Source organism: uncultured Clostridium sp. (genome assembly GCF_947036855.1).
Lineage (GTDB): Bacteria > Bacillota > Clostridia > Clostridiales > Clostridiaceae > Sarcina.
In genome coordinates, this window is sequence record NZ_CAMQRY010000164.1 from 1 (window position 1) to 4,589 (window position 4,589).

The window sequence follows — 4,589 nt, forward strand, 5'->3', positions numbered from 1 at the left end:
ATAAAAATAAAGAGCAATGGATATAATATTTGTGTAAGCACATTTAAAAGGCTATGTGAATATAATGTAATTTAACTTAATTACGATAATATGGTAAAATGATAATAAGAAAGTAGAATACCCATTAAAGGGTTTTGGAGGTATGTAAAATGGTAAAAGAAATAAAAGGTAATTTTAAAGAGGAAGTTTTAGAGAAAAAAGGTTTAGTTTTAGTTGATTTTTGGGCAAACTGGTGTGGACCATGTAAAATGCTTACTCCTATTATTCACGAACTTGCAGAAGAAGTTGAAGGAATAAGTTTTACAAAAGTTGATGTTGATGATAATGGTAGCATAGCTATGGATTATCAAGTTCAAAGTATTCCAACAGTTATGATTTTTAAAGATGGTGAGCTTGTAGAGAGATTTGCTGGATTTAGACCAAAGGCTGAAATATTAGATATTTTAAGCAAATATAACTAGTAAGGAGAAGGTAACATGGGGGTTAGATTTGATATTGCAATAATAGGTAGTGGCCCTGCAGGACTTTCAGCAGCACTTAATGCTAAGATTAGAAATAAATCATTTATTCTTTTTGGGAATAAAAATTTAAGTGCTAAAATAACAAAAGCTCCAAAGATAAATAATTATCTTGGATTTTATGGGATGACAGGGCAAGAAATAGGTGAGCAGTTTAAAGAACATATAAAATCTATGGATATTGAAATTACGGAAAAGAGAATAGATAGTATTTACTCAATGGGTGAATATTTTGCTCTTATGTCTAATAATGAAACAATAGAAGCCACATCAATAATTCTTGCTACAGGAGTTGAGTATTCTAAACCATTTAAAGGTGAGGAAGAATTCCTAGGAAGAGGAGTTGGGTATTGTGCAACTTGTGATGCTCCATTATATAAAGAAAAGATAGTTACTATAATTGGTTATAACAAAGAAGCAGAAGAGGAAACAGATTTTGTTTCAGAACTTGCTTCAAAAGTTTATTATATACCTATGTATAAAACAGATTACGTAGGAAATGAGAATGTTGAGATTGTAAATGATAAGCCTGTAGAAATACAGGGTGCATTTAAAGCAAATAAACTTATTTTAAAAAATAGAGAGATTGAAACTGATGGGATATTCCTATTAAAAGATTCAATTTCTCCAGGACAATTAGTTCCTGGTTTAAAAGTTGAGAATGGACATATAGAAGTTGATAGAACTATGAAAACTAATCTACCAGGATGTTTTGCAGCTGGTGATTGTGTTGGAAAACCATATCAATATATTAAAGCAGCAGGAGAGGGGAATATTGCTTCTCTTAGTGCAGCATCATATCTTGCAAATCTTGCATCAAAAAAGTAGGAGAAACTTAATTGTTTCTCCTTCTTTTTTTTGCATTTGGATATTTGTGGGCAAAAAGGAATATTAAATCTTAGTATAAGATGAAAAAAAATTAAATTTAATAAAAAGTATGGGGAAAAATAAAAATATTTTAGGTGAAATTAGAAAATGGTGCATCTATTGATAAGTGATTAAATAAATAAGGTGAATTAATTGAAATTTATATGATTTATAAAATTATATTTTATATGATACTATTTGTATGAAAAGATAAGGATTGTCTTACAGGAAAAAGAAATCAATTACTTTTTAAAAATAATTTTAAATAGGATAATTTTATAAGTTTTGTAGGAAAAATTTATAAAGCTATCTATTCACGAAGGATTAAGGAGCTGTAGGTAATGGAAACAAAAAACATTGAAAAAATTTATAGTAATATTGAATATCAGTTTAATAAAATGCAAGGTGCGTTAGATAAGTTTGTAGAAGAAACTTCAAACAGTCAGGAATGGATGGAGATTGAGAATAAGAAGATATACGTAAATAAGGACAAGTATATAACAATAGTTAATACGCTATATTTTGATAACGTAAATATATCACACTTAATTCCAATAAGAACTGTGCTAGAAGATTATAAGGAATTATATTCATTTGAGGGACTTAAATGGAGTGTTCCAAAGTTTAAGGATTTAGAAAAAATTCTTAAAACTTTTTATGATTATCCAAATAAAATAAATGATAATCAACTTAAGTTTAGAAATGGTGCAAGAGGATTTTTAGTATGTGATGATAACGGACTAAGTAAGAGATATAGAGTTGAAAGTCCACTTATATGGAGTGGTCCAGCTGCTGTTTTCCCTGTTATAAAGATAGAAAATGAAACTTTAAATGGTGTTGTTAAGTTTATTTTAGATGAAAAACTTATACCGGTAGAATCTATACTTAGAGCAGACCTTGAGCTTATTACAAGATTTAATGCTACATATCCTATTATTGAAGTAGAAGGAAAACTTGTTGTTGATAGAGAAAGTGTACTAGCTGACTTAAAAAATGAAACTTTAACTTATGAATTTAAAAATGATATAGATGAGATTAAGACTGATTTATTAAACTTTGATAAGTATAGAGCAACTATTGAGGGTTATGATGAGAAGTTACTTACTGATCCAAATAGAGGACATTGGGAACTTTGGGATAGTGTAGGGCTTGATAAAAAAGAAGATGAGGTTTACATAAATCTTGATGAAAGTCTTGTTGCAAGAAATCCGATGTCAGATATTAAGAAAAATGGTGTTGTAGGTATAGATTTTGGAACAAAGAGTACTGTTGTAGTTTATCAAGAGAATAATGATTATACTATTCCTATGAGAATTGGTTCAGGAGATTATGGGAAGGCTATTTCTTCAAAGCAATATGAAAATCCAACTGTTATGCAATTTATGGATATAGAAAGCTTTATGGAAGATTATATGGAGAAGAATGGTAGACCTAAAACTAAGTGGAGTGATATGACAGTTTCACATACTGCAAGAGAAAGTATGCTTAAAAGTAGTAGTGAAGATTATTATTCATTCTTTAGTGAACTTAAACAATGGTGTGGGAACAGTGATACTAAGATAAGAATTAAAGATAAGGCAGGGTATAGTTTTGATTTACCTCCATTCCTTGAAATTAAAGGTGGAGATTTTAATCCTATTGAACTTTATGCTTATTATATAGGAACTTATATAAATAATATGCACAGTGGAGTTTATGTTGATTATATTTTATCATTCCCTGTAACTTATGAGTGGGATGTTAGGGCAAAAGTTGTTGAATCATTTGAAGCTGGACTTAAGAAATCTATACCAGAAAGTCTTGTTGTAAATGAAGAATTTATGAAAGATTTTAGTGTTTTAGAGGGAGCTAATGAGCCAGCAGCTTATGCAATATCAGCTATGGAGGCTTATAAGTTTAATCCAAAGGCGAAAGAAAAAGCTTGTTATGGAGTTTTTGATTTTGGTGGTGGTACAACTGATTTTGATTTTGGTATATGGAGATGTGCTGATGAGAAAAGGGAAGCTAGATTTGATTATGTCATAGAACATTTTGGAGCTGGTGGAGATAGATATCTTGGTGGAGAAAATTTACTTGAGCTTTTAGCTTTTGAAGTTTATAAAGAAAATGCAGATGTTTTAAGAGAAAATAGAGTAGCATTTATTCTTCCTCCAGAGTGCAAAAAATTCCCTGGTTCAGAAATACTTTTATCTAATTCAAAAGAAGCTAGATTAAATATGCGTCAACTTATGGAGTTTTTAAGACCTATAACAGAACATGTAGAAAATTATGAAAAGATATATAATACTGGAACTCTTGATATGAAACTTTATAGAAATGAAGATGGAGCTTTAATAGATTTAGTTTTAAAAGTTGATTTAAATATGATAGAACAGATTTTAGAAGAGAGAATAGAAAAAGGTGTAAGAAACTTCTTTGAAGCTTTAAGAGATTCATATAAGGCAGAAAAGATAGCAGATGATACAAAAGTTAATATACTTCTTGCAGGTAATGCTAGTAAATCAGAAGTTGTTAAAAACATATTTGCAAAATATATAGAAAAAGAAAGTGTAGGGAAAAGAGAATTTGAAATATTCCCAGCCCTTGGAACAGAAGATGCTTATAAAAAACTTGAAGAGCGTGGTATAGAAGTAGATAGAAATAACCTTGAAAAACCAACTGGTAAAACAGGAGTTGCTTTTGGACTAATTGAAAGTAGACAGGGTGGTACAATAAAGGTTGTAAATAAAGAAGCTAAATTTAAATTCTTCCTTGGAGTAGCTAAAATGAAAAAGTTTGAGCTTGTAATGGATAAGAAGATAGAGCTTGGAAAGTGGATTGAATTTATAGATGCGGGAGTTGGTAGATTTGAGATTTACTATACAACACTTGCGGATGCTAAAACAGGAAAACTTTTAACTGCTGATTTAGATAGAGTAAGATTATCAATAGATTCAGTAAGTGAAAAAGCTAAGGTTTATATAAGACCAATGTCAGTTAATGAAATTGAGTATGTTGTAGCATATGAAGATGGAATTAATAATGAAGAATATTTAAGTGATATTAAAAGTGCTATATTAGACTAATAAAAATGGTGTATGCAATTTGATTTGCATACACCATTTTGTTTTAAGTTAGTTTTTTATACTTCAAAGAAAACATGTCGCCCTATACTTTGGACATTTCTTTTTTGAATTCCATGCATCCAGTTACAAGTTGCTATAT

Annotated in this window: 3 protein-coding genes; all 3 read left to right on the top strand. The window is 29.6% G+C overall.

Annotation, left to right across the window (positions count from 1 at the left end; genetic code table 11):
- Positions 1-149 precede the first annotated feature (149 nt).
- The 3 genes from trxA (at position 150) to Q0V15_RS11980 (ending at position 4,450) form a co-directional block, all read left to right on the top strand.
- Positions 150-461: a thioredoxin gene (gene trxA / locus Q0V15_RS11970; RefSeq protein WP_297439315.1), complete on the top strand. Its 312-nt coding sequence runs from the start codon at positions 150-152 to the stop codon at positions 459-461.
- A 15-nt stretch (positions 462-476) separates the two neighbouring features.
- Positions 477-1,346 (top strand): NAD(P)/FAD-dependent oxidoreductase, encoded by an 870-nt coding sequence (locus Q0V15_RS11975; protein ID WP_297439317.1) that lies wholly within the window; start codon positions 477-479, stop codon positions 1,344-1,346.
- Between the two features lie 380 nt (positions 1,347-1,726).
- Positions 1,727-4,450 carry a hypothetical protein gene (locus Q0V15_RS11980; protein WP_297439319.1) on the top strand — a complete coding sequence of 908 codons (2,724 nt, stop codon included), beginning with the start codon at positions 1,727-1,729 and terminating at the stop codon, positions 4,448-4,450.
- The last annotated feature ends 139 nt before the right edge of the window (positions 4,451-4,589 follow it).

Coding starts and splice junctions, on each gene's coding strand:
- Q0V15_RS11980 (WP_297439319.1), top strand. CDS start 1,727: ATGGAAACAAAAAACATTGAAAAAATTTATAGTAATATTGAATATCAG.
- trxA (WP_297439315.1), top strand. CDS start 150: ATGGTAAAAGAAATAAAAGGTAATTTTAAAGAGGAAGTTTTAGAGAAA.
- Q0V15_RS11975 (WP_297439317.1), top strand. CDS start 477: ATGGGGGTTAGATTTGATATTGCAATAATAGGTAGTGGCCCTGCAGGA.